Here is a 25,663-nt window from a genome sequence, read left to right on the forward strand (position 1 = left end):
CGGGTCAGGGGGTGGGTGTGCCGAGCGTGTCGTCCAGCAGTTTCGCCAGTCGCCACGCGGCCTGTCGCACGCGTTGTTCGGCGAGCGGGCGCATGGCGTCGAGATAGCTGCGATCCATCACGTGGCCCTGCGGATAAAGCGAACGTGCATCGACGAGGCGGCAGGACTCCGAGGCCCACGCGAGCGGTGCGCTCAGGGCACCGGCTTCCGGCGGCCACGGCAGCGCATCGAGGCGATCGGCGTAGCCCTTCATCCCGAGGCCCGGATGCCCGGGCTTGTCCACGCCGACCTCGCCGAGGATGTAGTAGTCCCAGATGGAATGCAGGTTGGTGCCCATCACGCCGTCGATGTACTTCGAGCGTGCGTAGGCTTCCGGTTCCAGCTTGGTGCGCAGGCTGATCTGGTAATCGTTGCCGCCCTTGTCCGGGTGGTTGCTCGCATGCATCGGCTGGTGCACGTCGCCGACGAAATGGACGAGGAACTTGAGCGCGTCGCGGCGCACCGCCAGCGGCTGCGAACGGTCGGCCAGCAACTTGCGCTGCGCTTCGATCGCGCCCACCACGCACTGGCCGTCCGGGCAGTCGCGTGCCATGACGAAGTGGCAGGTCCCGTCGGTCGTATTCACGTAATGCCAGCGCGAGGTGGCCTTGAAGCGATCCGGGTCGGTGTTGCGCAGGTCGTCGGCCCAGGTGGCCACGCCGCCGAGGGTCGGGTCCGGCTCACCGGCCAGCAGCTTGTCGATCTCCGCGCGGGTGGCCGGCTGCACGTGCCGCGCCGCCAGTTCCCCCACCATCCGGTGCCCCAGGCCGCTCCAGGCATGGGCGGGCGAGGCGGCGAAGAGGGCGGCGAGGGCGCCTGCGAGGTAGGCGAGGGTGGGGCGGAATGCGGGCATCACGGGCGCCGGGGCTGTGGGGTCCGTTAAAATACCGGGCTTTCCCGGGCGCGGGCCACCGCGCCGAACCGTCTCTCCCTCGCTCCAGGAGCTTCCATGGCGATCAAGGTTGGTATCAATGGCTTCGGCCGCATCGGCCGCAATGTGCTGCGCGCCGCCGTGCAGAATTTCAGCGACATCGAAATCGTCGCGATCAACGACCTGCTGGAGCCGGACTACCTGGCCTACATGCTGTCCTACGACTCGGTCCACGGGCGCTTCAAGGGCGACGTGAAGATCGACAACGGCATGCTGGTCGTGAACGGCAAGAAGATCCGCCTCACCCAGGAACGCGACCCCGCCAACCTGAAGTGGAACGAAGTCGGCGCCGACATCGTCATCGAATCCACCGGCCTGTTCCTCGACAAGGCCACTGCGCAGAAGCACCTCGACGCGGGCGCGAAGAAGGTCCTGCTCTCGGCCCCGTCGAAGGACGACACGCCGATGTTCGTCTACGGCGTGAACCACGCCAAGTACAACGGCGAGGCGGTCATCTCCAACGCTTCGTGCACCACCAACTGCCTGGCGCCGATCGCCAAGGTGCTCAACGACAAGTGGGGCATCAAGCGCGGCCTGATGACCACCGTGCACGCCGCTACCGCGACGCAGAAGACCGTCGACGGCCCGTCCAACAAGGACTGGCGCGGCGGTCGCGGCATCCTCGAGAACATCATCCCCTCGAGCACGGGCGCGGCGAAGGCCGTGGGCGTGGTGATCCCCGAGTTGAACAAGAAGCTCACGGGCATGTCTTTCCGCATCCCGACCTCCGACGTCTCGGTGGTCGACCTGACGGTCGAACTCGACAAGCCGGCGACCTACGCCGAGATCTGCGCCGAAATGAAGGCGCAGTCGGAAGGCGCGCTGAAGGGCGTGCTGGGCTACACCGAAGACAAGGTCGTGGCCACGGACTTCCGCGGCGACGCGCGCACGTCGATCTTCGACGCCGACGCCGGCATCGCCCTCGACCCGACCTTCGTCAAGCTGGTGAGCTGGTACGACAACGAATGGGGCTACTCGAACAAGTGCCTGGAGATGGTCCGGGTCATGTCGTCCAAGTAAGTGGCAGGCTGACGCGCCGCAGCAACTTTGCGGACGCGGTCACGGCAGCGACGTCCCTTCGCAACCCCGCTTCGGCGGGGTTGTGTCGTTTTGGGACCCAAGGCTCCGGAGCGTGACGGATTTCCGGTTGTGCGGGCCCCGGGGCCCCGGTAGCGTGCGAAGCATGGCAACGGCGGTGTCCCTCGGTCTCCGGTCGGCAGCGCCCGAGTGGGCCCTGCGGCGCGATTTCGCGCGCCTGCTGGTCGTCGCCGTCGTGTTGCCCGCGCTGATCCTGTGCGCGCTGCTCGCCTGGAGCGAAGCGTCGTCGCAACGCCGCAATGCCTCCACGCAATTGCGTTCGGTGGCCGAGTCCACGGCGCACGGTCTCGAAGAATTCCTGCAGGTGCACACGGCGGTGACCGGCGTGGTCGCCGATCGTCGCAGCGCCGAGCGCACGCTCAACGACCGCGCGCGCTGGAGCGACGATCTCGCGCGCCTGCGCACCAACTACCCTGCGTTCTCCACCATGCGCGTGCTCGATGCGCAGGGCCGCTTGCTCGCCGCCTCGCCCGCGACCGAAGGCGCGGACTTCGCTTCTCCCTGTTTCGCGGAAGTCGCCAAGGCGAATGCGCCGGTCGTGTCCGGTGTCTACGGCCAGGACGCGGCTTTCATCTGCACCGGCGCGCCGCTGAAGGCGAACGGCAACTTCGCGGGGATCGCCGAAGGCGTGCTGCCGGTGGCGTCCTTCGCGCACATGCGTGCGACCTGGTTGCGCGGATACGGCTACGAAGCGGTGCTGCTCGACAACCGCGGCACGGTGGCCTACGCCAGCGAAGGCGTGCCGCTCGCGCCGGGTACCGCGCTGCCCGACGGCGATGCGTCCCTGCGCGGCGTGGCGCTCGGTGCGCCGGAGGGCATGGTGCGCGTGGATGGCGTCCTGCGCGACGCCAAGGACGCCTACGCCGTGGCGATGCCGCTCGAGGAAGGCTGGCGCCTGCTCGTGCTGTTGCCGAAGGAGACGCTCGCCACGCAACTGCTGCGCACCATCGGCATGATGGTCGGGCTGCTCGTCGCCGTCGCCGCCGGCGTGCTGGGCATCGCGTGGTGGCAGATGCGGCGGCTGTCGTTGAGCGTGCACAAGCTGCTCGTGCAGATGCAGCGCTTCGCGCTCGAGCATGCGTCGCAACCGATCGCACCGGAGTCGATGCCGCAGGAACTCGCGCCGCTCGCCGACGCGATGAACCAGCTCAGCGATCGCATGGCCGACGCGTATCGCGCCACCAGCCGCAGCCTGGAAGAACAACGACGCCTGCGCGCATCGCTGGAGCAAGTGGTCGACCAGCGCGAGCGCGAGATCGCGCAGCGCACTGCGGAACTGCGCAATGCGGTGTCCGAGCTGGATCGCCTCAGCCGCACCGACGCGCTCACCGGCTGCCTGAACTATCGCGGCTTCCGCGAAGTCGCCGCGGGCCTGTGGCGCGAGGCGCGCGAGAACGGCACCTTGCTGTCCGCGCTCGCCCTCGACATCGACCACTTCAAGGCCTACAACGACCGTTACGGCCATCCGCGCGGCGACCAGGCGCTCAAGCGTTTCGCGGGCGCGGTGCGCAGCGCGCTCTACCACCGCGAAGACGTCGTGGTCCGCCCCGGCGGCGAAGAATTCATCGTGTTCCTGCCCGACACCACGCTCGAGCAGGCCATCCGCGTCGGCGAGCGCATCTGCGCCAGCGTGCTCCACGCCGACATCGCGCACGCCGGTTCGCCGATGGGCGTGCTCACGGTCAGCATCGGCGTGGCCACCAACCTCCCTGAGGACGGCGACGACCCCGAGGTCATGCTCGCCCGCGCCGACGCGGCCCTGTATCGGGCGAAGAACGCAGGCCGCCACCGGGTTTCGCTGTAGCGCCACGGCGTTTCGGGCGAAAATGGGGGTCCCCAAGACCTCGACCCAAAGGCCCCCTCATGCCCATCGTCCGCATGACCGACCTCGACCTGCACGGCAAGCGCGTGCTCATCCGCGAAGACCTCAACGTGCCGATCAAGGACGGCCAGGTGACCTCGGAGCAGCGCATCCTCGCCGCGCTCCCGACCCTTGCCCACGCCCTCGACCAGGGCGCCGCCGTGATGGTGATGTCGCACCTGGGCCGCCCGACCGAAGGCCACTTCACCGAAGCCGATTCCCTCAAGCCCGTCGCCGAACGCCTCAGCCACCACCTCGGCCGCGACGTGCGCCTGGTGCGCGACTGGCTCAGCGCCGATTTCAGCGTGAAGCCCGGCGAGATCGTCCTGCTCGAGAACTGCCGCATGAACATGGGCGAGGGCAAGGACGACGACTCGCTGTCGCAGAAGTACGCCGCGTTGTGCGACGTGTTCGTCATGGACGCCTTCGGCACCGCGCATCGCGCGCAGGCCTCCACGCATGGCGTCATCAAGTTCGCGAAGGTCGCCGCGGGCGGCCCGCTGCTCATGGCCGAACTCGATGCGCTGGCGCGCGCGCTGGACAACCCGAAGCGCCCGCTGCTCGCGATCGTCGCCGGCAGCAAGGTGTCGACCAAGCTCGAACTGCTCGGCTCGCTCGTCTCCAAGGTGGACCAGCTGATCGTCGGCGGCGGCATCGCCAACACCTTCCTCGCCGCCACGGGCCACCCGGTCGGCAAGTCGCTGTACGAACCGGACCTGGTGGACACGGCGCGCAAGATCCTCGCCGATGCGAAGGCCCGCGGCGCCGACATCCCGCTGCCGAGCGACGTGGTCGTCGCCCCCGCCTTCGCCGCCGATGCGCCCGCCACCGTGAAGCCGGTGGACGCGGTGACCGCCGACGACATGATCCTCGACATCGGCCCCGACACCGCCAAGCGTTACGCCGAGCTCGTCATGCAGGCCGGCACGGTGGTGTGGAACGGCCCCGTCGGCGTGTTCGAGTTCGACGCCTTCGGCAAGGGTACCGAAGCGCTGGCCCGGGCGATCGCGGAGTCCAACGCGTTCTCCATCGCCGGCGGCGGCGACACGCTCGCGGCCGTGGACAAGTACGGCATCGCGAAGAGCGTGGGCTACATCTCCACCGGCGGCGGTGCCTTCCTCGAGTTCCTGGAAGGCAAGACGTTACCGGCGGTAGCGGCCCTGCAGGCACGCGGCTGACCTGCGAAGAATTCCCGGTGCGCGCCCGTTGCGGCGCGCATTGCGTCGTGTAGGCTCTTCCGAAGGGGACGGAGAGAGCAGGACGCATGAAGCGCTGGAGCGCGGTGGGGCTGTGGGTGTGTTTGGGGTGCATGGCGATGGGTTCGGTGGATGCGGCAACGCCCGCATCGCAGGACACCCAATACCAGCGTGGCGAATTCCATTTCTCCGTAGGGCCGCCACGCGCGTTCGTGCAGGTGCGGACGATTCCCGCGCAATGGGATCCGCGCGCGCCGGGTGCGAACGACGATAGCTGGCGTTTCTGGTTGCTCGACAGCCAGATCGATCGGCGCACGGGCGCCGACCACGAATACTTCGACTACGCCTACGAGGCCCGCACCGCTGCGAACCTCGGCGATGCCGGCCGCGTGCAGGTCGAATTCAACCCCGAGTACCAGCAGCTCGTCGTGCATCGCGTCGAACTGCGACGCGACGGCGTGTGGCAGGACCGTCTCGCACCCGATCGCATCACGCTCGCGCGACGCGAGAGCAACTTCGAGAAGGACGTGTCCGACGGACGCGTGACCGCGCTGATCGTGCTCGACGACGTGCGCAAGGACGACGTCGTGCGCGTGTCGTACACGATCACCGGCAGCAATCCGATCCTGGCCGGCCAGTTGTACGACGGCCGCCGCCTGGGCTGGACCAGTCCGATCCTCGATTCCCACCTGCGCGTGCAATACGACCCCGGCACGAAGGTGCGCACGCAGGCCGACAACGGCGCGCAAGCGGCGCAGGTGCGCACGGTGCCCGGCGCGGTGGAAGTCAGCTTCGACGCCCACGCGCAGCGTCCCGTCGTCGACGAACAGAGTTATCCCGCGTGGTATCGCCCGTTCCCGCGCGTGGAGGTCGGTCCCGACCGCAGCTGGGCGGACGTGGTGAATTGGGCGTTGCCCCTGTTCCCGGCCGTGCGCACGTTGCCGCCCGACCTCGAAGCACGCATCGCCGAATGGTCGAAGCTGCCCGATCCGACCGCGCGCCTGAACGCCGCGCTGCGCGTCGTGCAGGACGACATCCGCTACTTCGGCGTCGAAATCGGCGACAGCACGCATCGCCCCGCCGATCCGTCGGTCACGTGGCAACGGCGTTACGGCGACTGCAAGGACAAGGCCTACCTGCTGGCGACGGTGCTCAATCGCATGGGCATCGCCGCGGTGCCCGCGCTGGTGTCGACCGATCGCGGGCGTGGGGTGCGCGACGACTTGCCCGCGGCCTCGGCGTTCAACCACGCAATCGTGCGCGCGACGATCGACGGCGCGGCGCTGTACGTCGACCCGACGATCCCGCAGCAGGGCGGCGATCCGCGCGAGGGCGATCTCGTCGACTACGGCGCGGCACTCCCGGTGGCGCCCGGTACGCGCGCACTGGAGACGATCACGCCCGTTCGCATGCCCAAGGCCGGCATCACCTCGATCGAACGCTTGCAGCCCTCCGACGACGGCAGCGTGCGGATGGACATCGAGACGACCTTCAGCGGTGACTCGGCGGACGACATCCGCAGGATGATCGCGCAGGCGCGCATCGACGACCTGCAGCGCCGCAAGGCCGACTATTACCGGCAGCGCTACGGCCCGGTCGACGTCAACGGCACGATGCAGGTCCGCGACGACCGCGCTTCGAATCGCCTGGCGATCACCGAATCGTACGTGCTGAAGTCGCCCTGGCTCACCGAGAACGGCGCGCGCTCGCTCGATGTGTTCGCCGAAGCGCTCGACGAAGCCAGCGCCCTGCCGCCGTCGATGGCGCGCACCGGTCCGCTGGCGATCGGCACGCCGGGCGAATACCGGCACGAGGTCCACGTGACCCTGCCCGCCGGCTGGAAGTCGCTGCTGGCGAAGGAAAACGAAGCGTTCTCCTCCAGTGCGTTCGGCTACACGCGCGAGCTGTCGCCCTCGGCGGAAAAGCTGGACCTGGTGTACGCGCTGCAGGTGAAGCAACGCGAACTCGACGCCACCGCCGCGACCGCGCACCTGGGCGAATTGCGCCGCATGCGCGACACGCTCGGCGCGCGCCTGCGTTTCGCCGCACCGCCGGTGCGCATCGAATCGCGCGAACGCGATGCGCGACTGAAAGCGCTGCTGCGCGACGTGATGGACAACGGAGGTTCGAAATGAGGTTGACGCTCCTTGCCACGGCGACGCTGATGCTGGGCCATGTCGCGCACGCAGCGACGCCTGCGCCGGATGTCGCGACCGATCCGGCCGGCGCGTGGACCGCATTCCTCGACACGGCCGATTTCGAGAAGGTCTATGCGAGCTTCGGCGTGCTGGACAAGATCGGATACGGCGGCGCCGGCGTGGATGCGGACGCCTGCAAGGCCAACGCGGCCGCGCTCCGCACTGCGGTGGACGTCGTGCCCGTGAGCATCGTGTTGCGACGCGCTTCGATGTTGTGCGCCGAAGCCACCCACGACGATGCACTGGCCGAGCGCGAAACGAAGGCCCTGGGTGCGCTCGCAAAGCATGCGCTTGCGTCCGCCGTCGAATCCGCGAACGCAGCGCCCATCCGCGTCGTGCGCCAGGACGATGCGTACGCGTTGCTGGCCGCGGCTGGCCTGGAGCATCGCTACGAGTATTACCAGGACACCACCAACCGCAGCTTCCCGCTGGTGGTGGCCGCGTGGGATCCCGAACGCAAGCTCGAGCGCCATCTGCGTTTCGACTACCTCGACACCGGCGCGCGCATCACGCGCGAGGGCGAAGGGCACCGCTTCCTGCTGCAACGCGTCGCGCTCGTGCGCGGCATGATGGAAGGCAACGCACAGCAACCTGCGGTCATCGACCTGCAGGCGAAGGCCGAGGCGAACGACATCGCCGATCCGGCGCGGAAGATTGCGAAATTGCGCGCCGGCACCGCCGCCGGCGGCATCCGCTCGGCGCAGGCATGGATCGCGTTCTGCCGATCGAAGGATGCGCCGCGGGGATGTGCCGATGGCATGGTCGATGCCTTGCTCCCCTACGCGGAGAAGCAATGGGCCGAACCGATGGCGCTGCTCGCCTTCGCCTACGACAGCGGACTGGGCGTCAAGCGCGATGCCGCCGCTGCGGACGCATTGCTCGAAGCCGCGGACGCGCGCTGGGCGCACCACGGCGCGACGCTCGAGTTCGTGGATCTCTGGCTCTCCAAGGACAAGGCTTCGACGCTTCCGCGCGAACTTCGCCAGCGCATCGATCGTGCCCTTGCCGACGGCAACGAGAACGCGCGGATGATGGTGATGTACGACGAATTCATGCACCGCCAGCGCGACCTGATGAAGCCCTTGCCGGCGGACGATGTCGCCTTCCTCTCGAGCCCGCAGCAGAACGGCGAGGGGCAGGGCTTCAAGATGCTGGAAGCCTTTGCGAACGTGCGGGGCGACAAGGCCGATGCGCTGCGCTGGCAGAAGCGCGCGGCGGACGCGGGCTCGCCCGATGCGCAGGCGACATTGGGCTTCGCCATGCTCTACGGCCGCGATGGCGTTGCCAAGGACAAGCCGGGCGGTGAGCAGATGCTCGAACAGGCGGCCATTGGTGGCAACACCGAGGCGGCCCAGCACCTGGCCGACGAGGCCATCGGTCGACGCGAGTACGCGCTCGCGGAAAAATTCATCGCAGCGCCGGCGTCCTTCGGCGACCGCAGTGCGGTGATGACGCTTGCCTCGTTGTACGAATACGCGCGCCCCGGCGTCAGTGAAGGGCCCGAGGCAGCGATCCGCATCTATCAATCCCTGGCCGACACCGGGGACGCCTACGGCCGCCGGCGCCTCGCCGACATGGCGTTCGCGGGCCGCGGCATGCCGAAGGACAGCGAAAAGGCAAGGAAGTGGCTGCTCCAGGATGCGGAAACCGGCGACGCCTGGTCCGAAGCACGCCTGTCGCGCGCCTACCTGGGCGGGGAATTCGGTGCCGTCGACGAGCGTGAAGGCATGCGCTGGGGCGAACGCTCAGTGGAGCACGATGTCACCGTCGGCGCGTCCACTTATGGCCACTGGCTGTACTACACGAAGGCGACGCCCGATGCGCGCGGCAAGGCGATCGGCATGTGGCGCAAGGCCGTGGCGCACCGCGACGCGGATGCCGCGAACAACCTTGCCTGGGTGCGTTGCACGTCGAGGTTCGACGACGAGCGTGATCCGAAGGAAGGTTTGAAGGCGCTCGCCGTGATGGGGACCAACACCGATGATCTCGATCCCGCGGAGATCGACACGGCGGCCGCCTGCCAGGCGGCGAACGGACAATTCGACCAGGCAAAGAAGTTGCAGGCGGTGGCGATGCAATCGCTTGCGCGCAACATCTCGCGCAAGGATCCGCCCGGCGTCGTCGCGGAGGATGACGACTACAAGGACTACGGCAGCCGACTGGCCTTGTATTCGAGCGGCAAGGCTTATCGCGAGCCGGAGACGAAGCGCGATTGATCGTCCGGGTGGCGCGCGAAGCCCAGGCGCGCCAGGACCCGTTCGGATGCGTGGTTCCCGGGGTCGACGTCTGCTTCGAACCGGGTCACGCCCAACACGCGCGTCGCCCACGCCATCGCCTGCGCCGCCGCCTCCGTCGCGAAACCCTGCCCGCGCTGCGCCGGATGCAGCGCATATCCGATCTCCGCGCACCGACCGCGCAGGTCGATGTGGTGCAAGGTGCAGGTCCCGATCGCATCGTCGTTGCGACGCGTCGTGACGATCCAGTCGATCCGGTCGCCTTGCGCGAGGAATTCGACGCACTCGGCGAGATAGCCCGCGGGATCGGCGACCACGCCTTCCAGCAACGCGGCATCGCCCTCGCGCGGCGCGCGCAGGCGCGTGCGACGGCCCGTGAGTTCGGGAAACCCTGGCAGCGCTTTCATCGAATACGTATGCAGTGGCATGGCCGCTTCGCCGGCCTGTGGTAGAACAGACCGATCCCGAGCACTTTGCCATGACCAACCCAACGCATCCGCAACGCCGCCGCACCCGCATCGTCGCCACCCTCGGCCCCGCCACCGATCCGCCGGGCGTGCTCGACGCGCTGTTGCAGGCGGGGGTGGACGTGGTGCGCCTGAACTTCTCGCACGGCGATCCCGCCGGGCAGCAGGCGCGCGCGCTCGCGGTGCGCGAAGCCGCCGCACGCCTGGGCGTGGAGGTCGGCATCCTCGCGGACCTGCCGGGCCCGAAGCTGCGCATCGAAAAGTTCGCCGACGGCCGCGTGCAACTGAAGGCCGGCGATCGCTTCGACCTGGTCGCGCGCGCCGACGCCGCACCGGGCACCGTGCGCGAAGTCGGCATCAGCTACCTCGGCCTGCCTTCGGACGTGAAGCCGGGCGACACGCTGTTGCTCGACGACGGCCTGATGCAGTTGCGCGTGGAATCGGTCGAAGGCGACCGCATCGCGACGACCGTGCTCAACGACGGTGCGCTCTCCGATCGCAAGGGCCTGAACCGGCTCGGCGGCGGTTTGTCGCTGGGCGCGCTGACCGATCGCGACCGCGAACTCATCCGCGTCGCCGCCGAGCTCGACGTCGATTTCATCGCCGTCTCCTTCTGCCGCAATGCCGCCGACATGGAAGAAGCGCGCGCACTCGCGCGTGCCGCCGGCAGCGACGCCGCACTCGTGTCGAAGATCGAACGCGCCGAAGCCATCGAGAACCTCGGCGAAATCGTCGATGCGAGCGACGTGGTGATGGTGGCGCGCGGCGACCTGGGCGTGGAGATCGGCGACGCCGAATTGCCCGGCCTGCAGAAGAAGATCATCCGCGAGTCGCTGTTGCGCAACAAAGTGGTGATCACCGCCACGCAGATGCTGCAGTCGATGGTCGACAACCCCATCCCGACGCGCGCCGAAGTCCTCGACGTCGCCAACGCGGTGATCGACGGCACCGACGCGGTGATGCTCTCGCAGGAAACCGCCGCGGGCAGTTATCCCGTGCGCGCGGTGGAAGCGATGGCGCGCATCTGCCTGGGCGCCGAGCGCCAGTTCGAGATGGACACCGATTTCGAGAAGGCGCCGCGCAACCTGGAACGCGTGGACCAGGCGATCGCGATGGCCTCGATGTTCCTCTCCGAGCACATCGGCGTGCGCGCGATCATCGCGATGACCGAATCCGGCGGCACCGCGCGCTTCCTGTCGCGCTTCCGCTCCTCGGTGCCGATCTATGGCCTGTCGCGCTACGCCGGCGCGCGCCGGCGCATGGCGCTGATGCGCGATGTGTTCCCGATCGACTTCGACAGCCGCGGCCTGGCCGCGCGCGATGCGGCGCGCGAAGCCCTCAAGGTGCTCCACGCCAAGCAATGCCTGGACGTCGGCGACCGCGTCATGTTCACCAGCGGCGACCACATGGAGCACCACGGCGCGACCAACACCCTGCGCATCCTCCAGGTCGGGCCGGAAGGGCGTGCCGAGGGCCTGGGCGATCTCTGAATTGGCCCCTGCCTGACCTGCGCGAAACTGCCGACAAGCGGCCGTTGATCGCCACGCGTGCCGGTGCTATTCCGGCATTGCGATTTCTCCGCGCCCACGGCGCGAGGAGGGCGACATGCGATCCCTGCGATCCGGCCTGTGCGCAATGGGCTGGGCCTTGCTGTGCGTGCTCGCGTTCGCGCCGCACGCGCAGGCAGGCCAAGGCATCACCGTGGTGAACGAAGGTGGCATCAAGGACAAGTGGATGCTCGCCGAAGGCGTGCCCCTGGCCGTGCCGCAATACCCGCCGCAATTCGTGCGTCGCCACGACACGGTCTGCATCGGCCTGGGCTACCTGCTCAATCCCGACGGCACGACCTCGGACTTCGCGTTGGTGAAAGCCTGGACCAGCGCAGGCACGTCGGAACCGGAAGAGGGGTACTGGGGCAGCTTCGCCGAATCGGCGGCTTCCGCCCTCAAGCAATGGCGCTTCAAGCCGCGCCCCGAAGTCGCGCAGGCCCAACCCGTCTACACGATCGCCACGTTCGTGTTCGGCGGCACGGGAGCGGCGAACGAGTTCCGCTCCCGCTGCGCCGTGCCCAAGCTCGCCCTGCGCCTGCGCGAGCTGCGCGCCACCAAGGACCGGCGCGTGACGACCAACATCCTCGACCGGCTCGACCTCGAGGACGTCGCCGCGACCAACGCCGCCGACACGCGACGCCCGATGAACTGACGCGTGGCCCATGCGGCCCGGCCGGTTCGGCGCTAGGATCGGCCGGTCGCCAAACCACGTCTCCAAAGGGGAGTCCCATGTCGCGTCGCAATGCCCGCAGTGCCCTCGTCGCCTTGTCGCTGTGCTGCCTCGCCCTGGGTGCGCACGCCGCCGATCGCAGTCGCGTCGTCAACGAAGGTGGCATCCGCGACCAGTGGATGCTCGCCGACGGCGTCAAGCTCGCGGCGCCCGGGTTCACGCCCGAAATGAAGGACGCCGGCAACAGCGTCTGCGTCGCGATCGGCTATTCGATCAGCCCCGAAGGCAAGACCGGCGATTTCACGGTGCTCAGGACCTGGACCAGCCAGCAGGGCAAGATCCCCGAGGGTTACTACGACCAGTACACGGCCTCCGCCGCCGGTGCGCTGTCGCAGTGGGCGTTCAAGCCGCGCCCGGAAGTCGAAAAGGCCCAGCGCACCGTCACCGTCGCCACGATGACGTTCGTCGGCAAGGACGCCATGGACCGCTCGGCGCTCGCCAGCAATTGCAAGATCGCCGACCTGGCGGCCGCGCTCCAGGAGGCCGGCCACAAGAACGTCGACCGCGACCAGCTGCGCCGCGAGCTGGAGCGCTCCAACCGGGCGTCGACCGCCAATAACTCCATGATCTCGAACCCGGCCCAGTCCCTCAGCAGCAGCCCGGTCCGCTGACCGGCCTGGGGGCGTGACGGGGCGAGGGCGGTATAATTCCGCCCTTTCCCCACGCCCTTCAGGACGCCAATGAGCATCGAACAGCTTGCCGAAACCGCCCAGGCCATGGTCGCCGCGGGCAAGGGCATCATCGCGATCGACGAATCCACCGCCACCATCGCCAAGCGCTTCCAGGGCGTGGGCGTCGAGAACTCGGAAGAGAACCGTCGCGCCTATCGCGAAATGCTGCTGACCACGCCCCGCCTCGGCGAGCACATCTCCGGCGCCATCCTTTTCGACGAAACCCTCCGCCAGTCCACCAAGGCCGGCGTGCCCTTCACCAAGGTCATGATGGAGAACGGGATCATCCCGGGCATCAAGGTCGACAAGGGCACCTTCCCGCTCGCCGGCTTCCAGGGCGAAGTCGTCACCGAGGGCCTCGATGGCCTGCGCGCGCGCCTGGAGGAGTACTACAAGCTCGGCGCCCGCTTCGCGAAGTGGCGCGCGGTGATCAACATCGGCGAAGACATCCCGTCGGGCACCTGCATCGAAGCCAACTCGCACGCGCTGGCGCGCTACGCCGCGCTGTGCCAGGAACAGGGCCTGGTGCCGATGGTGGAGCCGGAAGTGATCATGGACGGCGACCACGACATCCAGACCTGCTACGAAGTCACCGAAGTCGTGCTGCGTTCGCTGTTCGACGCGCTGTACAACCAGAACGTCATGCTCGAGGGCACCATCCTGAAGGCCTCGATGGTCGTGCCGGGCAAGACCAGCGGCGAGCGCGTATCCGTTGAAGACGTCGCCGAGAACACCCTGATGTGCCTGAAGACCGCCGTGCCGGCGATCCTGCCGGGCATCGTGTTCCTCTCCGGCGGCCAGAGCGACGAAGACGCCACCGCGCACCTGGACGCGATGAACCGCATGGGCCCGCACCCGTGGCCGCTGTCGTTCTCCTACGGCCGCGCCATGCAGTCGGCCGCGCTGAAGATCTGGGGCCAGGACATCGTGGCCAACATCGCCAAGGCGCAGCAGATGGTGTTCGAGCGTGCGCGCGACAACGGCCTCGCCGCGCTGGGCCAGTGGAAGAAGGCGGCGTAAGTTTCGCTGCGGATCGTTCGACGGAAACGCCGGCCTCGTGCCGGCGTTTTTCGTTTCAGTCGATGGCGGTCGCGGTGCGGTCCGCGTGCTTTTCCGCCATGCGCCGGTCGATCGTATCCAGCGCCACGTCGCTCGCGGTCTTGAGGACGGTGAAGAAGATCATCGCCGCCACGCCCGGCATCGCCGAACCGATGATGATCGCCAGGTGCATCGGCACCACGCGCAGGTAGGGCGTGAACATCATCGCGCCGAGGTTCGGTTTGCCGCGCAGGTCGGCGGCGTGCTGCACCTCGTAGGTTTGCCGCTGCGAGAGCACGAACGACGCACCGCACGCGACGAGGATCAACAGGTCCCAGCGCGCATGCAGCGGATGTTCCGCGCACAGGAAGCCGAAGTAGAACAGGTGGAACAGGCCGTAGTGCAGCGCGAAGAAATTCGCGGTCGAGCGCTTGCCGTCGTCGTTCTCCGGCACGGGCTGGTCGTTGGAGGTGAAGCCTTCGGTGCTGAAGTTGCGCAGGCCCAGCATGCGCTGGCGCGCGTACCAGCCGATCACCACGCTCTGGATCCAGTACGGCCACAGCATCCAACCCGGCGGCCACTGCAGCGCGATCGCTGCGATCAGCGTCGCTGCATTGGAGAGGAGCAGGTGGCGCGTCGAAGGATTCACAGCACGAGCATCGCACGGTAGCGGCTGGCCATCGCGCCATCGAAACAACAGAAGACGACCTTGCCGGGGCGCGTCTTGGACCACGCGCGCACGGTGCGCACGGCGATCGGGACGGCCAGCTCGATCGGATACCCGAACACGCCACAACTGATGGCGGGGAAGGCGACCGACGCCACGCTGTGCGAGGCGGCCAGGGTCAACGCATTCCGATAGCAGGCCTCCAGCAGCTCCGGCTCCCCCTGGCGTCCGCCGTGCCAGACCGGCCCGACGGTGTGGATCACGAAGCGCGCCTTCAGGTCGTAGCCGCCGGTGATGCGGGCCTCGCCGGTCGGGCAGCGGACTCCGGGCGAGGTCTCGGGCAGCGCGCGGCAGGCCTCCAGCAACCGCGGCCCCGCCGCGCGATGGATGGCTCCATCGACGCCGCCCCCGCCCAGCAGGGCGCCGTTGGCCGCATTGACGATCGCGTCCACCGGCAGTGAGGTGATGTCGCCTTCGATGACCTCGATCTTCACGACTGCCATCCCAAAGCCCGCGATCCAAACGCTTTCCCGCCCGCCGCATTCATCGGGGGCGCGTGAAAACATGGTGAAATTGCCTCGTCCATTCCGCTCAGCCGTCCATGAAAGCCCGTATTTCCCTCGGCAACGTCGACCGCCTGCAGAAGAAAGTCGACGCCGCTGCCCGCCTGCATCGCCTCGGTCTCGTTCTCTTCGTCCTCGCCTGCACCTGCGTGACGCTGCCGCACGCGGGCCTGCCTGCGTGGATCCCGCTCGCCGGTCTCGGCGCGACGATCCTCGGCTTCGCCATCAAGGCCGCGGCGACGATGAAGGAAATCCGCATCGCCGATGCGCTGCGCACCGTGATGGGCCTGCCCTATCGCCATGGTTTCCGCGCGCACGGGCTCGACCACAACGCGTGGTCGGCGATCCGCTCCTACATCCTCGTGTCGGTCGCGCTCACCGTGGCCGCCGCGCTCGCGCCGAGCATGCTCGCGCAGACCGGCGAAACGGCGCTCGCGAACCTCACCGTCGCCATCAGCATGGCCGCGCTCGCGATCCAGTCCTTCGACAATCCGCGTCGCATGCGCAATCGCATCATGGCCATCTGCCATGGCCGCATGGACCCGCACGCCAACGACGGCCAGACCCTCGTCGCCTGACCGTCGGCGGGCTCTGCTCAGAGCCCGCCCAGCCAATCGTCGTCCGAGCCTTCGTTGACGCCTTCGAAGAGGATCGTCGAGAAGTAGCGCTCGCCCGTGTCGGGCAGCATCGCCAGGATCACGTCGCCTTCCTTCGCGTTCTTCGCGACTTCCAGCGCGCCGGCCACCGTGCCGCCTGCGGAAAGGCCCACGAAAATGCCTTCTTCGGTCGCGAGCCTGCGCGCGGTGTCGCGTGCGGCGATCTCGTCGATCTTCAGCAGCGTGCCCGCGACATCGCGATTGAGCACTTCGGGGATGAAGTCGGGCGTCCAGCCCTGGATCTTGTGCGGAACGAATTCCGCACCCTGCAGCAGCGCCGCGCCCGCGGGCTCGCACGTGGTGATCTTCACTTCCGGACGCGCGACACGCAGCACTTCGCCCACGCCGGTGAGCGTGCCGCCGGTGCCCCAACCGGTGACGAAATGATCGAGGCGATCGCCTGCGAAGTCGCGCAGGATTTCCGCCGCGGTCGTCTGCCGGTGATAGGCCGGGTTGGCCGGGTTGGTGAACTGGCGCGCGAGGAACCAACCGTGCTCCTTCGCCAGTTCCTCCGCGCGACGCACCATGCCGCTGCCGCGTTCGGCCGCGGGCGTCAGGATCACTTTCGCGCCGTAGGCACGCATCAGCTTGCGGCGTTCGATGGAGAAGGTTTCCGCCATCGTCGCGACGAATTTGTAACCGCGCGCGGCACACACCATGGCAAGCGCGACACCGGTGTTGCCTGACGTGGCTTCGACCACCGTATCGCCGGGCTTCAACAAGCCCTTCTGTTCCGCGTCGAGGATGATGGCGATCGCGAGGCGATCCTTCACCGAACCGCCGGGATTGAAGGACTCGACCTTCGCGTACATCGTCACGTGCTTCGGGGCGATGCGATGCAGGCGGACGACGGGCGTGCCGCCGATGGTGTCGAGGATGCTGTCGTAGCGCATGTGCGGACTCTCCGGGGGAATGGACAGGAGAACGGAGCGACGAGCCTGCGGAGGCCGCGGCCCCCGCCAGCGCCAATGTCATTGGTCATGGCGACCAACGTCAACCGGGGCGCCTGCGGGGGCGTTCCGTGCAGGTGGTAACCGAACCCTCGCGCCGGACGGCCTAGAATCCACGCATGACGTATTTCCCCCGCTCCCAGCCTCTCAAGGCCCTCCTCACCGTCCTCGCGCTCGGCGCCGGCATCGCCGGCTGCAGCCGCGACCAAGCTGCCGCTTCCAACCGCGGCAAGGACGCTTCCAACGCACCCGTCGTGGTGACCACCACGGTGCTGTCGCCCAAGACCTTCGCCGACTCGATCGTCGCCATCGGCACCGCGCACGCACGCGACTCGATCACCGTCACCGCGAAGGTGAGCGAGATCGTGCAGGCGGTGCACTTCGACAGCGGCGATGAAGTCGCCAAGGGCCAGGTGCTCGTCACGCTGAGCGGGCAGCAACAGCAGGCCGCGCTCGTGCAGGCCGAAGCCGCGTCGAACGAAGCGCAGCAGATGTACAAGCGCCAGGAAGAACTCGCGCGGCAGCAACTGATCGCCAGCTCGCAGCTCGACACGCAACGCGCCACGCGCGACCAGACGCAGGCGCAGGTGAACCAGGTGCGCGCGCAGCTGGCCGATCGTTTGATCCGTGCGCCCTTCGGCGGCGTGATGGGCATCCGCCAGATCAGCCCCGGCACGCTGATCACGCCGGGCACGGCGATCGCCACGCTCGACGATCTCTCGCACATGTACGTCGACTTCCCCGTGCCCGAAGGCATGCTCGCGCAACTCGCGAACGGCCAGCACGTCGCCGGCCGGACCGCGGCGTATCCGGACAAGCGCCTGGTCGGCACCGTCGCCACGGTGGATGCGCGCGTGGATCCCAACACGCGCTCGGTCACCGTGCGCGCCGACTTCCCGAATCCCGACCACAAGCTGCGCCCCGGCATGCTGGTCAACGTCGAACTGCAGCAGGCGCAGCGCACCGCGTTGCTGCTGCCCGAGATCGCGGTGGTGCAGGTCGGCGATCGCACGTTCGTGTATCGCGTGAAGCCCGACGGCAGCGTCGAACAGATCGACGTGCAGGTCGGCACGCGCACCGATGGGCAGGCCGAAATCCTCAAGGGCGTGAGTGCGGGCGACCGCATCGTCGTGGACGGCACCGGCAAGTTGCGTCCGGGCCAGAAGATCGCCGACGCGGGCAAGCCCAGCGCGGGCCAGGATACGGCCGCCGCTCCGGTCGCGAAGGACTGACATGCGCCTGTCGGATCTGTCCATCCAGCGCCCGGTCTTCGCGACCGTCCTCAGCCTGCTTCTCATCGTGCTCGGCATCATGGCGTTCACCCGCCTGACGCTGCGCGAGCTGCCTGCCATCGACCCGCCGGTCGTTTCGGTGGAAGTGAACTACACCGGCGCGTCGGCGCAAGTGGTCGAAACGCGCATCACGCAGGTGCTCGAAGACGCCTTGTCGGGCATCGAAGGCGTGGAGACGATCCAGTCCAACAGCGTCAACGGGCGCTCGTCGGTCACCATCGAGTTCACCCTGTCGCGCGACATCGAAGGCGCGGCCAACGACGTGCGCGGCGCCGTGGCGCGCGTGGCCAACCGCCTGCCGGAGGAAGCCGACCCGCCGCAGATCAGCAAGGTGGAAAGCGATTCGGATCCGATCATCTGGCTCAACATGAGCTCGACGGGGATGGATTCGCTGCAGCTCTCCGACTATGCCGAGCGCTATGTCACCGACCGCTTGTCGAGCATCGACGGCGTAGCGGCGGTGCGCATCGGCGGCCAGCAGCGCTATGCGATGCGCATCTGGCTGGATCGCGATGCGCTCGCGGCGCGCGCGATGACGGTCGACGATGTCGAGAACGCCTTGCGCGCCGAGAACGTGGAGCTGCCCGCCGGCCGCATCGAATCGGCCGAACGCGACTTCACGCTGCGCGTGGCGCGTGAGTACCAGACGCCCGAACAGTTCGCGCAGGTGCCGCTGGGCAAGGGCCCGGATGGCTACGTCGTGCGCCTTGGCGACGTAGCGAAGGTGGAACTCGCGTCCGCCGAACGCCGCGCGTACTACCACTCCAACGGCGAGAACAACATCGGCCTGGGCGTGGCGAAGACCTCGACGGCGAACGCGCTGGACGTTGCGCGCGCCGTGCGCGAGGAAGCCGACCGCATCCGTCCCTCGCTGCCCGCGGGCACGAAGATCTTCGTCGCCTTCGACACCACCACCTTCATCGACGCCGCCGTCGAGCGCGTGTACCACACGCTGATCGAAGCGATCGTGCTGGTGCTCATCGTGATCTGGATGTTCCTCGGCAGCGTCCGCGCCGCGCTCATCCCCGCGGTGACGGTGCCGGTGTGCCTCATCGCCGCGTTCCTGCCGCTGTACCTGTTCGGGTATTCGATCAACCTGCTGACGTTGTTGGCGTTGGTCTTGTGTATCGGCCTGGTGGTCGATGACGCGATCGTGGTGCTGGAGAACATCCAGCGTCGCGCGGACCTCGGCGAACCCAAGCTCGTCGCCGCCGCGCGCGGCACGCGCCAGGTGGCCTTCGCGGTGATCGCGACCACGGCCGTGCTCGTCGCCGTGTTCCTGCCGATCGGCTTCATGCAGGGCAACACCGGCCGCCTGTTCCGCGAGTTGTCGGTCGCGCTCGCCGGCGCCGTTGCGTTGTCGGCCTTCGTCGCGCTGACGCTCACGCCGATGCTCTCGTCCAAGCTCGTGCGTCCGCATTCGGAAGACAAGGGCAACCCGGTCCATCGCTTCGTGAACAAGCGGCTGGATGCGATCACCACGCGCTACAAGCGCTTCCTCGAACGCACCGTGGATCGCCCGCTGATGTTCGGCGCGGTGATGCTGGTGGCACTCGGCGCGAGCTTCCTGCTGTTCAAGTTCGTCCCCTCCGAACTCGCACCGCCGGAAGACCGCGGCAACTTCCAGGTCAGCCTCACCGGCCCGGAAGGCGCGGGCTACGACTACACCGTGCAGCAGGTGCAGCAGGCCGAGAAGATCATCGCGCCGGAAATCGGCCATGGCCCGATCGAACGCGCCAACGCGCGCGTGCCCGGCGGCTTCGGCGCGAGCGAGGAAATGCACACCGCGCGCTTCAGCGTGTTCCTGAAGGATTGGACGGAGCGCAAGGAAAACACCGGTGACGTGGCGCAGGAGCTGAAGAAGAAGCTCGACGTGATGCCCGGCATGAAGGTCTCCACGCAGGTCAGCGGTGGCCTGGTGCGCACGCGCGGGCAGCCGGTGCAGATCGTGATCGGCGGCCCCGACTACGCGGAACTCGCCAAGTGGCGCGACCGCCTGCTCGAACGCATCGAAACCAACCCGGGCCTCGTCGGCGCCGACAGCGACTACAAGGAAACGCGTCCGCAGATGCGCGTGCAGATCGACCGCCAGCGCGCCGCCGACCTCGGCGTGAGCGTGGAAGCGATCGGCCATGCGCTGGAAACGATGATGGGCTCGCGCAAGGTCACCACGTTCGTGCGCGGCGGCGAGGAATACGACGTGGTCGTGCAGTCCACGAAGTCCGGCCGCGCCACGCCCGCCGACCTCTCCGCCATCCAGGTGCGCGGCCGCGACAACGCACTGATCCCGCTCTCCAACCTTGTCACCCTGCAGGACGTGGCCGAAGCCGGCAGCCTCAACCGCTTCAACCGCCTGCGCGCGATCACGATCAGCATGGGCCTCGCGCCCGGCTACCGCATGGGCGACGCGATCACCTGGCTCAACAAGACCGTCGCCGAAGAACTGCCCGAGCAGGCGCAGATCGACTGGAAGGGCGAATCGCGCGAATACCAGCAGGCCGGCGGCGCCGTGCTGCTGACCTTCGCACTCGCCTTGCTCGTCGTGTACCTCGTGCTCGCCGCGCAGTTCGAAAGCTTCATCCATCCGTTCGTGATCATGCTGACGGTGCCGTTGGGCGTGCTCGGTGCGTTGATCGGCTTGTGGATCACGGGCGGCACGCTGAACCTCTTCAGCCAGATCGGCATCGTGATGCTGGTGGGCCTGGCGGCGAAGAACGGCATCCTGATCGTCGAATTCGCGAACCAGTTGCGCGACGAAGGCCGCACCGTGCACCAGGCCATCGTCGAATCCGCCGGCGTGCGCTTGCGCCCGATCCTGATGACCTCGATTGCCACGATGGTGGGCGCCGTGCCGCTGGTGCTCGCCGGCGGCCCCGGCTCCGCGAGCCGCGCGACGATCGGTGTCGTGGTGATCTTCGGCGTGGGCTTCTCGACGTTCCTTTCGTTGTTCGTCGTCCCCGCGTTCTACGCGTTGCTCGCCCCCTACACGCGCTCGCCGGAAGCGGTGGCGCATGAGTTGAAGGAACTGGAAGCCACCGTGCGCCCGGCCGGTGATCACGTGGGAGACCACGCGTGAGCGAACGCGACTCGCCTTGGTCGAAGGGCCCGCGCAAGCCACCTGCGCGGACGCCTGATGCGCCGAGGCGTGACACGCGTGCGCCCGACGCGCGGCGGCCGGATACACGCACGCACGAGGCGAAGCCGCACCACCACAAACCCTCGCGCCAACCATCCCCGCGCGACATCGCCACGCAAGACCACCAGCACGTGCGCGAACATCGCGAAACCGAGCTGCGCCTGTATGGCGTCAATGCGGTGAAGGCCGCGTTCCATCGCCGCCCTGATGCGCTGCGCAAGCTATACCTGGTGAACGACCGCATTCCGCAACTGCAACCGATGCTGCGCTGGTGCGTCGCGCATCGCATCGGCTATCGCGTGGTGGAGGACGAAGCGGATCTCCAGCGCCTTGCCGCGAGCACGCATCACGAAGGCGTGGTTGCGGACTTCGCGCGCGAACAACAGGACACACTGACGCATTGGCTGCAGCACCTGCACGAAGGCCCCGCGTGCCTGTTGTGGCTGGACGGCGTGGGCAACCCGCACAACATCGGCGCGATCCTGCGCTCGGCCGCGCACTTCGGCGTGCGCGCGATTTTGTTGCCGAAGCATTCGCAGATTGCGTTGTCGGGTGCAGCGGCGCGCGTGGCGGAGGGCGGCGCGGAAGCCGTCCCGTTCGTACGCCTCGGCCGAGATGACAACGCGATTGCGCAATTGCGCGGAGCGGGGTTCCAGCTTGCGGCGACGGTCGTGCGCGATGGAACGCCGTTGTTCAAAGCGCAGCTTCCGCCGCGCCTGGTCTACGTACTGGGTGCAGAAGGCGAGGGGATGTCGCCCGATCTTGCCGCCGCGTGCGATCAACGCGTCTCTATTCCCGGCAGCGGCAAAGTGGAAAGTCTAAACGTCGCAGCCGCGACGGCAGTGCTACTTGCAGAGTGGGCGCGCGCGAATCAGGGATTTTGAGCTTTGCCCCAGATCACTGAAGAAGCCAAGGAAACGCGCCGCTTCATCCTGCGGACGAATATCTGGGGGTGTTCAGCCCTGATGGCTGTAGCGGCCTTTGTCCCGATCTACGTGCTGATCCACCATGGATTTGCGTACGGCGACATCCATGATCGAGCTGGGCACGTCATCGTGCGAGTTCGACAAATCTATGCCGCCTTGGCCTTCTGTCTTTTCATGTTTGCAATCGGCGGCCTTCTCATCAGCTGGTCGCTTTGGACGCTTCGAAAAGATCGCGAGGCCGCCGATCAAGGGGTAGTAGAGAGATGAGCGTGAAGCGCGCGCTCTTGAGCCTGTCATTGGGCGTTGGGACTTGCCTCGCAATTTCCTGGCTGAGCTATCTGCCTTTCAGTGCCGCAAGGGATGCGGTCAATGACGCGCTGGCGATGCCGGGAGCAGTGATTGCCTCCGTCATCTGGCCGGAAGGCATTCACACGGGAAACGGTGCGCCAGGATGGGCCATCGCCGCTGTACTCGCCAACGTCGTGGTCTACGCATTGGCGTGGTACCTGATCCTTCGCATTAGCCAGTCACGCGGAGGAGGGCGGACTTGAACAACGACCATCACCTTGCATGGGGCTTCAGCTTCGCACTGGAGAGCGGGGACGGTAGGCAGTTGTCCCGCGACACCGCCGATGAACTCTTCGACGTGATCATTGCTTGGGCAGAGGCCCGCGGTCATCAGATTGGCGGCGGATATCGAGGCGTCGATAACGATGCATCGACAGAGGATGTCTTCCCGCTGCGAGAGGAATAGGCCGCCCCCACGTCCCGCGCAGAGGACCGACACGCAGTCCGTTGTCGCGACTGCAGGGCGGCCATGGATGGCCACCCGGGCGGAGCTCCGGTTGCATGGATGCGGCTTGAAGGCGCTCCGACAGGCGCGACAACGGACTGCGTGGCGGTCCGTCGCTCTCGTGTCGCAGCAGCAGCCCCAAGCTCTACGGCTCCATGAAGATCAGCCAAGCCGCCACCACGATCAGCGCAAACCCCGCCCAGTGATTCCACCTCAGCGGCTGCCCCAGGTACCAAAGCGAGAACCCGGCGAAGACCACCAAGGTAATGACCTCCTGCATCCCCTTGAGCTGAGGCGCCGAGTACACCGCGCTCCCCCAGCGATTCGCCGGCACCATCAACATGTACTCGAAGAACGCGATCCCCCAACTGGCCACGATCGCCAGCCACAAGGGCGCCGCCTTGTACTTGAGGTGCCCGTACCAGGCAAAGGTCATGAAAACGTTCGAACACAGCAGCAGCAAAATCGGCACAAAACGGTCGAAAGCCATACGGCACCCCTGATCAGACAAACGGCTGGCCCGAATCTTGACGCCTTCACACGCCTTCACGGAGCCTCCACCCCCGGATCGGCACCTTCACGAAGCTGAAGAACCCCGACAGGAGCAGCCTCCATGCGCAGCAACGAAGAACCCGCCGGCCTTGTCCTCATCGTCGAGGACAACCGGAATATTTCCGAGATGGTCGGCGAGTACCTCGAAGGACGTGGATTCGAGGTCGACTACGCCTCCGATGGCCTCGACGGCTACCGGCTTGCGGCAGAGAACAGCTACGACGTGATCGTCCTCGACCTCATGCTCCCCCGCCTGGACGGCCTGGAAGTCTGCAAGCGCCTCCGCGAGGAAGCCCGCAAGTCGACCCCCGTCCTCATGCTCACCGCCCGGGACACCCTGGACGAGAAGCTCACGGGCCTGGGCGCCGGCGCCGACGACTACCTCACCAAACCCTTCGCCATCCAGGAGCTCGAAGCCCGGCTGCGCGCCCTGATCCGCCGCGAACGCCGCCAGGTGGGCGCCGAGGTCCTCAAGGTCGCCGACCTGGTCCTCGACCCGGCCTCGTTGCGCGCCACCCGCGCCGGCAGCGAACTCCAGCTCTCGCCGATCGGCCTGAAGCTGCTCACCATCCTCATGCGCGAGTCCCCGCGCGTGGTGAGCCGCCAGGAAATCGAGCGCGAGATCTGGGGCAACGGCCTGCCCGACTCCGACACCCTGCGCAGCCATCTCTACAATCTGCGCAAGACCATCGACAAGCCGTTCGAGAAGCCGCTGCTGCACACCGTGCAGAGCGCCGGCTACCGGATCGCCGACATCGAACAACCGCCTGCCTGAGAAACCCGGTGCCCCAAGGGTTGCCCCGCAAGATCCGGATCGCCTTCATCCTGCAGGTGGTGATGGTCGGGCTCGCCGTGATTGCGGCGGGCTGGCTGGTGTCCCTCGTCATCCGGATGGGCCTGATGCGCGCCGCCTCGGAATCCGAGGCGAAGGATTTCTTCGTGCGCCTGTCGCACGACGCGAACTATGGGCTCCCGCACGGACGCAACTTCACCAGTTGGTATGTGCCCGCCGGTCAGCCGGCGACCAATGTGCCCGGGGAATTCGCGCATCTCTCGCCGGGCTACCACGACCTCGACTCGCGCGGCCTGCACGTGCGCGTCGAGCGGCAGCCCGCGGGCACGCTGTACCTGGCCTACGACACGCAGCGCATCGACCGGCTGATGTACGCCTTCGCGGTGTTGCCGATGGCCCTCGGGCTCATCGGTGTGGTGGCGGTGTCCTTCCTCACGTATCGCGTGTCCAAGCGCCTGGTGACGCCGGTGAACTGGCTCGCGCGCCAGGTCGCCGCGTGGGATCCGCGCCGGCCCGATATCGATGTGCTTGCGCCGCATCGCCTGCCGGCCGACATCGGCAGCGGCGAAGCGCGGCAGCTCGCGCAGGCGTTGCATACGCTGGGCGAACGCGTGGAGGCATTCGTTGCAAGAGAACGCAACTTCACCCGCGATGCGAGCCATGAGCTGCGCACACCGCTCACCGTGATCCGCGTAGCGGCCGACCTGCTGGAGTCGGAAGCGCTCAGTGCCCGCGGCCAACGCTCGCTGCAACGCGTCCAACGCGCGAGCCGTGACATGGAAGCGGTGATCGACGCCTTCCTCATCCTCGCCAGGGAGGCCGACATCGAACCGCAGCGCGAGCACTTCGCCGTCTCGGACATCGTGGCCGAGGAAGTGGACAAGGTGGCGCCGCTGCTGGAAGGCAAGCCCGTGGAACTGCGCGTGGTCAAGCGCGCGGAGCCGGAACTGCATGCGCCCTCGCGCGTGCTCGCGGTGATGGTGGGCAACCTGCTCAGCAATGCCTGCCAATACACCGACGAGGGCGACATCGAGGTCCGCATCGAAGAAGACCGCGTCAGCGTGCGCGACACCGGCATCGGCATGACGCGCGAAACCCTGCAGCGGGCATTCGACCCGTTCTATCGCGCCGATCAGGACATCGGCGGCATGGGCTTGGGCCTGTCGGTGGTGCGCCGCTTGGGCGAACGCTTCGGCTGGCCCGTCGTGCTCGAGAGCGTGCCCGGAAGCGGGACCTTGGCCACGATTCAATTCGTTCGCTGAACGAAGTTCCCCGCGGGCGGTCAACGAGGCGACGATGCGCGCGTTTGCGGCATCTTCGTC

The 25,663-nt window shown here is 67.5% G+C and carries 24 protein-coding genes; 18 read left to right on the plus strand and 6 right to left on the minus strand.

The genetic code is table 11. From position 1 onward, the window contains the following. Positions 1-4: 4 nt before the first annotated feature. On the minus strand, positions 5-892 hold the full coding sequence (locus tag LVB87_RS07030) for a S1/P1 nuclease (RefSeq protein ID WP_232900191.1): 888 nt from the start codon (positions 890-892) through the stop codon (positions 5-7). Between the two features lie 96 nt (positions 893-988). Between LVB87_RS07030 and gap the strand changes: the two genes are divergently transcribed. The 5 genes from gap (at position 989) to LVB87_RS07055 (ending at position 9,539) form a co-directional block, all read left to right on the plus strand. Further along, positions 989-1,990 carry a type I glyceraldehyde-3-phosphate dehydrogenase gene (gap, locus tag LVB87_RS07035; protein ID WP_232900192.1) on the plus strand — a complete coding sequence of 334 codons (1,002 nt, stop codon included), beginning with the start codon at positions 989-991 and terminating at the stop codon, positions 1,988-1,990. Between the two features lie 175 nt (positions 1,991-2,165). Beyond that, on the plus strand, positions 2,166-3,872 hold the full coding sequence (locus tag LVB87_RS07040; protein WP_232900193.1) for a sensor domain-containing diguanylate cyclase: 1,707 nt from the start codon (positions 2,166-2,168) through the stop codon (positions 3,870-3,872). A gap of 59 nt (positions 3,873-3,931) precedes the next feature. Further along, positions 3,932-5,107 (plus strand): phosphoglycerate kinase, encoded by a 1,176-nt coding sequence (locus tag LVB87_RS07045; protein WP_232900195.1) that lies wholly within the window; start codon positions 3,932-3,934, stop codon positions 5,105-5,107. 86 nt (positions 5,108-5,193) lie between these two features. Continuing rightward, a complete protein-coding gene (locus LVB87_RS07050) occupies positions 5,194-7,260 on the plus strand; it encodes a DUF3857 domain-containing transglutaminase family protein (protein WP_232900196.1) in 2,067 nt (688 codons plus the stop codon). After that, a complete protein-coding gene (locus LVB87_RS07055; protein ID WP_232900198.1) occupies positions 7,257-9,539 on the plus strand; it encodes a tetratricopeptide repeat protein in 2,283 nt (760 codons plus the stop codon). The genes LVB87_RS07050 and LVB87_RS07055 overlap by 4 nt, the downstream gene beginning before the upstream one ends. On the opposite strand, the gene LVB87_RS07060 is transcribed toward LVB87_RS07055, so the two are convergent. After that, positions 9,509-9,985, minus strand: coding sequence for a GNAT family N-acetyltransferase (locus LVB87_RS07060; RefSeq protein ID WP_232900199.1), 477 nt, complete (start codon positions 9,983-9,985; stop codon positions 9,509-9,511). The two genes, LVB87_RS07055 and LVB87_RS07060, sit on opposite strands and share 31 nt — an antisense overlap. A gap of 50 nt (positions 9,986-10,035) precedes the next feature. Here LVB87_RS07060 and pyk point away from each other — a divergent pair, with 50 nt between their 5' ends. The 4 genes from pyk (at position 10,036) to LVB87_RS07080 (ending at position 13,995) form a co-directional block, all read left to right on the plus strand. After that, complete coding sequence (gene pyk, locus LVB87_RS07065; protein WP_232900200.1) at positions 10,036-11,514, plus strand: pyruvate kinase; 1,479 nt, start codon at positions 10,036-10,038, stop codon at positions 11,512-11,514. A gap of 115 nt (positions 11,515-11,629) precedes the next feature. Further along, complete coding sequence (locus LVB87_RS07070) at positions 11,630-12,226, plus strand: energy transducer TonB (RefSeq protein WP_232900201.1); 597 nt, start codon at positions 11,630-11,632, stop codon at positions 12,224-12,226. Between the two features lie 77 nt (positions 12,227-12,303). Beyond that, entirely contained in the window at positions 12,304-12,915 is a 612-nt protein-coding gene (locus LVB87_RS07075; protein ID WP_232900202.1) for a hypothetical protein, read from the plus strand. A 69-nt stretch (positions 12,916-12,984) separates the two neighbouring features. Further along, positions 12,985-13,995 carry a class I fructose-bisphosphate aldolase gene (locus LVB87_RS07080; RefSeq protein ID WP_232900203.1) on the plus strand — a complete coding sequence of 337 codons (1,011 nt, stop codon included), beginning with the start codon at positions 12,985-12,987 and terminating at the stop codon, positions 13,993-13,995. 55 nt (positions 13,996-14,050) lie between these two features. On the opposite strand, the gene LVB87_RS07085 is transcribed toward LVB87_RS07080, so the two are convergent. Together LVB87_RS07085 and LVB87_RS07090 are read right to left on the minus strand one after the other, a co-directional pair. Next, the gene (locus LVB87_RS07085) at positions 14,051-14,662 is read right to left on the minus strand and encodes a DUF6498-containing protein (protein ID WP_232900204.1); all 612 of its coding nucleotides are present in this window, start codon (positions 14,660-14,662) and stop codon (positions 14,051-14,053) included. Then, positions 14,659-15,174 carry an O-acetyl-ADP-ribose deacetylase gene (locus tag LVB87_RS07090; protein ID WP_232900205.1) on the minus strand — a complete coding sequence of 172 codons (516 nt, stop codon included), beginning with the start codon at positions 15,172-15,174 and terminating at the stop codon, positions 14,659-14,661. The genes LVB87_RS07085 and LVB87_RS07090 overlap by 4 nt, the downstream gene beginning before the upstream one ends. Positions 15,175-15,281: 107 nt before the next feature. Between LVB87_RS07090 and LVB87_RS07095 the strand changes: the two genes are divergently transcribed. Then, complete coding sequence (locus LVB87_RS07095) at positions 15,282-15,821, plus strand: hypothetical protein (RefSeq protein WP_232900207.1); 540 nt, start codon at positions 15,282-15,284, stop codon at positions 15,819-15,821. 17 nt (positions 15,822-15,838) lie between these two features. On the opposite strand, the gene cysK is transcribed toward LVB87_RS07095, so the two are convergent. After that, positions 15,839-16,792, minus strand: a complete 954-nt coding sequence (gene cysK, locus LVB87_RS07100) for a cysteine synthase A (protein WP_232900208.1) — start codon at positions 16,790-16,792, stop codon at positions 15,839-15,841. 176 nt (positions 16,793-16,968) lie between these two features. On the opposite strand from cysK, the gene LVB87_RS07105 reads away from it, so the two are divergent. Genes LVB87_RS07105 through LVB87_RS07130 form a run of 6 tightly spaced genes read left to right on the plus strand, consistent with a single transcriptional unit; the run spans position 16,969 to position 22,957 of the window. Continuing rightward, on the plus strand, positions 16,969-18,081 hold the full coding sequence (locus LVB87_RS07105; protein ID WP_232900209.1) for an efflux RND transporter periplasmic adaptor subunit: 1,113 nt from the start codon (positions 16,969-16,971) through the stop codon (positions 18,079-18,081). 1 nt (position 18,082) lies between these two features. After that, positions 18,083-21,217 carry an efflux RND transporter permease subunit gene (locus LVB87_RS07110; protein WP_232900210.1) on the plus strand — a complete coding sequence of 1,045 codons (3,135 nt, stop codon included), beginning with the start codon at positions 18,083-18,085 and terminating at the stop codon, positions 21,215-21,217. Next, positions 21,214-22,161, plus strand: coding sequence for a TrmH family RNA methyltransferase (locus tag LVB87_RS07115; protein ID WP_232900211.1), 948 nt, complete (start codon positions 21,214-21,216; stop codon positions 22,159-22,161). Before LVB87_RS07110 ends, LVB87_RS07115 begins: the two co-directional genes overlap by 4 nt. Before the next feature lie 3 nt (positions 22,162-22,164). After that, positions 22,165-22,470 carry a hypothetical protein gene (locus LVB87_RS07120; RefSeq protein ID WP_232900213.1) on the plus strand — a complete coding sequence of 102 codons (306 nt, stop codon included), beginning with the start codon at positions 22,165-22,167 and terminating at the stop codon, positions 22,468-22,470. Next, positions 22,467-22,754 carry a hypothetical protein gene (locus tag LVB87_RS07125; RefSeq protein WP_232900214.1) on the plus strand — a complete coding sequence of 96 codons (288 nt, stop codon included), beginning with the start codon at positions 22,467-22,469 and terminating at the stop codon, positions 22,752-22,754. Before LVB87_RS07120 ends, LVB87_RS07125 begins: the two co-directional genes overlap by 4 nt. Next, on the plus strand, positions 22,751-22,957 hold the full coding sequence (locus LVB87_RS07130; protein ID WP_232900216.1) for a hypothetical protein: 207 nt from the start codon (positions 22,751-22,753) through the stop codon (positions 22,955-22,957). The genes LVB87_RS07125 and LVB87_RS07130 overlap by 4 nt, the downstream gene beginning before the upstream one ends. 184 nt (positions 22,958-23,141) lie before the next feature. Here the strand turns inward: LVB87_RS07130 and LVB87_RS07135 are convergent, their stop codons facing one another. After that, positions 23,142-23,486: a DMT family protein gene (locus LVB87_RS07135; protein ID WP_232900218.1), complete on the minus strand. Its 345-nt coding sequence runs from the start codon at positions 23,484-23,486 to the stop codon at positions 23,142-23,144. Positions 23,487-23,609: 123 nt separating this feature from the next. Between LVB87_RS07135 and LVB87_RS07140 the strand changes: the two genes are divergently transcribed. Together LVB87_RS07140 and LVB87_RS07145 are read left to right on the plus strand one after the other, a co-directional pair. Continuing rightward, the gene (locus LVB87_RS07140) at positions 23,610-24,323 is read left to right on the plus strand and encodes a response regulator transcription factor (protein ID WP_232900219.1); all 714 of its coding nucleotides are present in this window, start codon (positions 23,610-23,612) and stop codon (positions 24,321-24,323) included. Positions 24,324-24,331: 8 nt separating this feature from the next. Then, the gene (locus LVB87_RS07145) at positions 24,332-25,603 is read left to right on the plus strand and encodes a HAMP domain-containing sensor histidine kinase (RefSeq protein ID WP_232900221.1); all 1,272 of its coding nucleotides are present in this window, start codon (positions 24,332-24,334) and stop codon (positions 25,601-25,603) included. Positions 25,604-25,663 lie beyond the last annotated feature (60 nt).

Source organism: Lysobacter sp. KIS68-7 (assembly GCF_021284745.1).
Taxonomy (GTDB): Bacteria; Pseudomonadota; Gammaproteobacteria; order Xanthomonadales; family Xanthomonadaceae; genus Noviluteimonas.